General features: G+C 64.2%; 6 protein-coding genes. All 6 read left to right on the top strand.

Annotated features, from left to right (window positions below; all coding sequences use genetic code 11):
- Nucleotides 1-81: 81 nt before the first annotated feature.
- The gene (locus QOC89_RS06735) at nt 82-999 is read left to right on the top strand and encodes an ABC transporter permease (protein ID WP_416340367.1); all 918 of its coding nucleotides are present in this window, start codon (nt 82-84) and stop codon (nt 997-999) included.
- A complete protein-coding gene (locus QOC89_RS06740; protein WP_323044313.1) occupies nt 996-1,895 on the top strand; it encodes an ABC transporter permease in 900 nt (299 codons plus the stop codon). The genes QOC89_RS06735 and QOC89_RS06740 overlap by 4 nt, the downstream gene beginning before the upstream one ends.
- Nucleotides 1,896-1,953: 58 nt before the next feature.
- Complete coding sequence (locus QOC89_RS06745; protein ID WP_323044314.1) at nt 1,954-3,027, top strand: ABC transporter ATP-binding protein; 1,074 nt, start codon at nt 1,954-1,956, stop codon at nt 3,025-3,027.
- A gap of 91 nt (nt 3,028-3,118) precedes the next feature.
- The gene (locus tag QOC89_RS06750) at nt 3,119-3,943 is read left to right on the top strand and encodes a transporter substrate-binding domain-containing protein (RefSeq protein WP_323044315.1); all 825 of its coding nucleotides are present in this window, start codon (nt 3,119-3,121) and stop codon (nt 3,941-3,943) included.
- Between the two features lie 145 nt (nt 3,944-4,088).
- Nucleotides 4,089-4,835, top strand: coding sequence for an amino acid ABC transporter permease (locus tag QOC89_RS06755; protein ID WP_323044316.1), 747 nt, complete (start codon nt 4,089-4,091; stop codon nt 4,833-4,835).
- Nucleotides 4,836-4,837: 2 nt separating this feature from the next.
- A partial coding sequence (locus QOC89_RS06760; RefSeq protein ID WP_323044317.1) for an amino acid ABC transporter permease occupies nt 4,838-5,376 on the top strand: 539 nt, incomplete at its 3' end.

Raw genomic sequence — 5,376 nt, forward strand, 5'->3', positions numbered from 1 at the left:
TCGGAAGTGACTTCAGAAGCGGCCTCGGAAGCTGCTCGAGACACCGCTTCCAGAATGTCGTCCGACGCGGCGTCGGGAATGATGTCCGACACTGCCCCCGCCGCGCGCGGCATCTCTGCCGACGCATCGCCCGACCCCGCCGCCGCCATGCTGACGAAAGCGCGTCCCTGGATTCTGCTCACGCCGATCCTGTTGTTTCTCGCCATCCTCGGCGCGGCAGCGCTCGTCGTACTGCGCATGAGCTTCGGCACGCAAGGCAACGAATGGCATGGCTTCACGCTGCAGAACTACGCGGATCTCCTCGACGGCTATTTCCTGAAGTCGTTGTGGCTCACGTTGAAGCTCGCGTTCCAGAGCATGGTCTGCGCCGTGCTGCTGGCGATTCCCGTCGCTCTGGCGATGGCGCGCACCCAATCGCGGCTCGCGCGGCGGCTGCTGCTGGCCGGCGTGCTGCTGCCCTTGCTCGTCAATCTGCTGTTGCAAGGTTATGGCTGGCTGATCATTCTCGGTCCGGCCGGCCTGCTCAATCATGCGCTGCTCGGCAGCGGCCTCGTCGATCGTCCGGTGATGTGGCTGTATCGCGAACACGGCGTGTTGCTTGGTTTGATTCAGACGGCGTTCCCGCTCGCCGTGCTGCCGTTGTCGAGTGCCATGCGCGCGGTCTCGAGCTCGTATGAAGAAGCCGCGGCCACGCTCGGCGCGACGCGTTGGCAAACGCTGCGTCACGTGTTGCTGCCGCTCGCTATGCCGGGACTCGTGTCCGGCGCCCTGCTGGTGTTCGCATACAACGCCAGCGCTTTCGCCGTGCCCCTGTTACTGGGCGGACGCCGCGTGCCGATGCTCGCCGTGCTGGTCCACGACCAGGTCGCGCCCTTGCTCAATTGGCCCGCCGCGTCCGCATCGGGCGTCGTCCTGATGATCGCGACGCTGACTGTGATGGCGCTGTCGCAGCGGCTCGTGCGCCGCACGCAACGTCTCGCCGAGGAGCCTCACGCATGAGCACGCCGATCCAGACACCGCGCCTGACACGTACATCGGGCTCACCGGGTTCACCACGCCTGCCGCGTTTGCCGAATACCATGCCAGGGCAGCTCGGCAAGGCCACCGCGTTGCTCGCCGCGATCGTGTTGTTCCTCGCCGCGCTGCCGATCCTGACGATGATCACCATGTCGTTCAGCGCCGCCGACACGCTTGAATTCCCACCGCACGCCTACGGCCTGCATTGGTATCGCGCGGCGTGGCACAGCTTCGTCTCGCCGGACGCGAGCGACTCGCTCTCGATGGGCGCCGCGCTCAGCACGAGCCTGATCGTCGCGCTCTCGACGATGGTGATCGCCACGCTCGTCTCGGTGCCGGCCGCCTACGCACTGAGCCGCTACCGTTTCCGCGGCAAGCCCGCGGTCGAACAACTGGTGGCGTTGCCGCTCGTCTATCCGCTGGTGATGCTCGGCTTGTCGCTGCTGCTGGTGTTCAACGTGCTGCCGGTCGAACTCGGCGTATTCCGCCTGATCATCGCGCATGTGATTCTGGCGCTGCCGTTCACCGTGAAAAATTGCGCGGCGTCGGTGGCCTCGATCGGCCCCGAGTTCGAGGAAGCCGCCTGCGTGATGGGCGCGAGTCCGACCCGCGCGCTGCTCGACGTGATCCTGCCGTTGATGCGCCCCGGCATTCTCGCCGGCATGTTGTTCGCGTTCATCGTCTCGTTCAACGAATTCACGGTGACGTTCTTCCTGTACGGCATCGACACGATGACCTTGCCGGTGTGGCTCTACAGCCGCACGGTGTCGTCGCTCGATCCGACCGTGTTCTGTTTTGCCGTATTCATCGTCGCGATCGACTTCGCGCTGATCTGGCTGCTTGAAAAGCTGATCGGCGACGAAGGCGTGGCTCTTTGACCACCCTCGACCACGTTTCAATTCGCGCTGCGCTGACGCTTTCTTGCTGGAGCATTCGATGACCCATCTGACCTTGCAGGCCGTGACCAAGCGCTTCAACGCGGCATATGCCGTCGACAACATCGATCTGAGCGTGCCCGACGGCAAGCTGGTGTGCTTTCTCGGGCCATCCGGCTGCGGCAAGACCACGCTGCTGCGGATGATCGCCGGGCTGGAAACGCCGAGCTCGGGCAGCATCGATTTCGCCGGCCGCGACATCACGCACCTGCCCGCCAATCAGCGCGACTTCGGCATGGTGTTTCAGTCGCTCGCGCTGTTTCCGCATATGACGGTCGCGCAAAACGTCGCGTATCCGCTCAGGTTGCGCAAGACCGCGAAAGACGCGCAAGCGCGCCGCGTCACCGAATTGCTGGAGTTGATCCAGTTGCCGCATATGGCGAACCGGCCCGTCACGCAACTCTCCGGCGGCCAGCGGCAACGCGTGGCGATCGCGCGCGCAATCGCGTCGCAACCGAAACTGCTGCTGCTCGACGAACCGCTCTCCGCGCTCGACGCCAAACTGCGCGAAGCGATGCAGGTCGAAATCCGGCTGCTGCAACAGCGCCTGGGCATCACGACCATCATGGTCACGCACGATCAACGCGAAGCAATGACGATGGCCGACGAAATCGTGGTGATGGAGAAAGGCCGGATTGCGCAGGTCGGCAAACCGCTCGATATCTATCGCGACCCGGTCAGCGAATTCGTCGCTGATTTCATCGGTCTGGGGAACATCCTGCCGGTCACCTACGACGGCGCGGGCAGTGTCAGTTTGCCGGGCGGCCGGCGCATCGCCGTTGCGCAACCGGCGCGGGTGCCGGAGTCCACTGGCGATATCCGTCTGCTGATCCGGCCGGAGGACGTGTGCGTCAAGTCGGCGTCCGCGGATGCCGCGCCGAACCGGCTCGCGGGCACGGTGACTTTTATCCGCGACGTGGGAGCGTCGCTCGAAGCGACGATCGATTGCGCCGGCTTCACGCTAACCGCCGCGACCACCCCGCGCGAAACGCCGGGACTGACGCCCGGCATGCCGGTGCTCGCGGAATTGCCACCGCACGCGTGCAAACTGATTGCCGCGCGGGCGGCACATTAAGCTCGTTAATCCGCGCAGCGCTCGCGGATGCGCTTACCCCTGCGCTCATCGACACCCATTCCAATACCGAGTTTTCGACAGAGGAAAGACCATGAATCAACCGCAAGTTGCCCGCAACAGCACCCGCCGCGTCGTCGCCACTCTCGCCGCGGCACTCGCCTTCACCGGCCTCGGTGCCTTGTGCGCGTTTCCGTCGGCCGCCAAAGCCGATGCGCTCGACACCATCGCGAAGTCCGGCACGGTGCGCATCGGCGTATTCGAGGATTATCCGCCGTTCGGCTCGATCGGCCCGGATATGAAGCCGATGGGCTACGACATCGACGTCGCCAATCTGATCGGCAAGGCGTTGAACGCGAAAGTCGAACTCGTGCAAGTGACGGGCGACAACCGCATGGCCTACCTCGCCGATCACAAAGCCGACATGTTGCTTTCAGTCGGCCAGACGCCGGAGCGCGAAAAAGTGATCGACTTCTCGCAGCCTTACGCGCCCTACTACCTCGCTGTCTTCGGCCCGAAAGCGCTGCCCGTGAAGAACGCCGCCGACCTCGCCGGCAAGTCGATTTCGGTCGCGCGCGGCACGCTGGAAGACCTGAGCGTCACCAAGATCGCGCCGCCCACGGCGAACATCAAACGTTTCGACGATCCCAACGGCGCTATTTCGGCGTTTCTTTCTGGTCAGGTACAGTTGATGGTAGTCGGCAACGACGTCGGCGCAACCATTCTCGCGCGTCATCCGGCGAACGATCCGGAGCAGAAGTTCTCGCTGTTCAGCTCGCCGGACCACGTCGGACTGAACAAGAACGAGCCGCGTCTGAAGCAGAAAGTCGACGACACGATTGCCAAGGCCCGCAAGGACGGCACGATGAACGCGATTTCGCAGAAATGGCTGCGTGCGCCGCTGCCGGCCGATCTCTGAACCTTTATTGCGCGCACCGTCCACGCCGGTTCCCTCGGGAACGTCCTTCGGAGTGCCCCACACGGGGCGTTCCTTCGGATGTTCCCAACGGGACTTCCCGCGGGGCGGTTGCGTCGGAGTTTGACCTCATGATGAGCGCCGCACCATGACCTATGCGTTCGATTTCAGCGGCTTCGGCCTCTATGCGGGGCTGCTCGCGCGCGGCGTCGCCGTCACGCTTGGGCTGACCGCCATATCCACCGTGCTCGGCGGTCTCGTCGGGATTGGCGGCGCGAGTATCGCGGTGGCCGGCCCGAAGTGGGCGCGCTGGGTGGTCGCGACGTACGTCGAGTTGATCCGCAATACGCCGTTCATCGTCCAGTTGTTCTTCATCTTCTTCGGCTTGCCGAGCCTCGGCATTCGTATCGACGAGGTGCAGGCCGCGATTCTGGCGATGACCGTCAATCTCGGCGCGTATGCGATCGAAATCGTGCGCGCCGGCATCGATTCGATTTCGCGTGGCCAGGTGCAGGCAGCGCAAGCACTCGGCCTGCATGGACGCCAGGTGTTCCGTTACGTCGTCCTGCCGCAGGCGCTCGCCAACGTGTTTCCCGCGCTGCTGAGCCAGGTGCTGATCGTGATGCTCGGCTCGGCGGTGGTCTCGCAGATCTCCGTGCCCGATCTGACCTACGCGGCCAACTTCATTCAGTCGCGCAACTTCCGCTCGTTCGAGAGCTATCTGATCATCACCGCAACGTATCTGGCCTTGTCGATACTGTTGCGCCAGTTGTTGAACCGGTTTGGCCGCGGACTGTTTGCCGGCCGCGCGGCGCGAGGTGCGGACAACGCACCGCGTAACTGGCGCACCCGCCTGATGTGGCGCGGCGCCCGCACTCTGCCCACGGAGCGTTGATCATGGTCGAATTCACGCTGTGGGACATCGCCCGCAATCTGTTGCTCGCCGCCCGCTGGACGGTGCTGTTGTCGTTGATCGCGTTTGTCGGCGGCGGTGTGGTCGGGCTGATCCTGCTCGCGATGCGCGTGTCGCCGATCGCGTGGCTGCGCCGGATCGTCGTCGTGTACGTGGAAGTGTTTCAGGGCACGCCGTTGCTGATGCAACTGTTCCTGGCGTTCTTCGGGCTGCCGTTGCTGGGTGTGGATGTTTCGCCCTGGGTGGCGGCGACCGTCACGCTGACGCTTTATACGAGCGCCTATCTGGTCGATATCTGGCGCGGCTGCGTGGAAGCCGTGCCGCGCGGTCAATGGGCCGCGGGGGCGAGTCTCGGCATGACGTTCGGCCAGCAACTGCGCTATATCGTCTGGCCGCAGGCGCTGAAGATCGCTGTGGCGCCGACGGTCGGCTTTCTCGTGCAGGTTGTGAAAAGCACGGCGCTGGCATCGATCATCGGCTTCACCGAGTTGACCAAGACCGGCACGATGATCACCAATGCCGC

This window comes from Paraburkholderia sp. (genome assembly GCF_034668105.1).
In the GTDB taxonomy this organism is placed as follows: Bacteria; Pseudomonadota; Gammaproteobacteria; order Burkholderiales; family Burkholderiaceae; genus Paraburkholderia.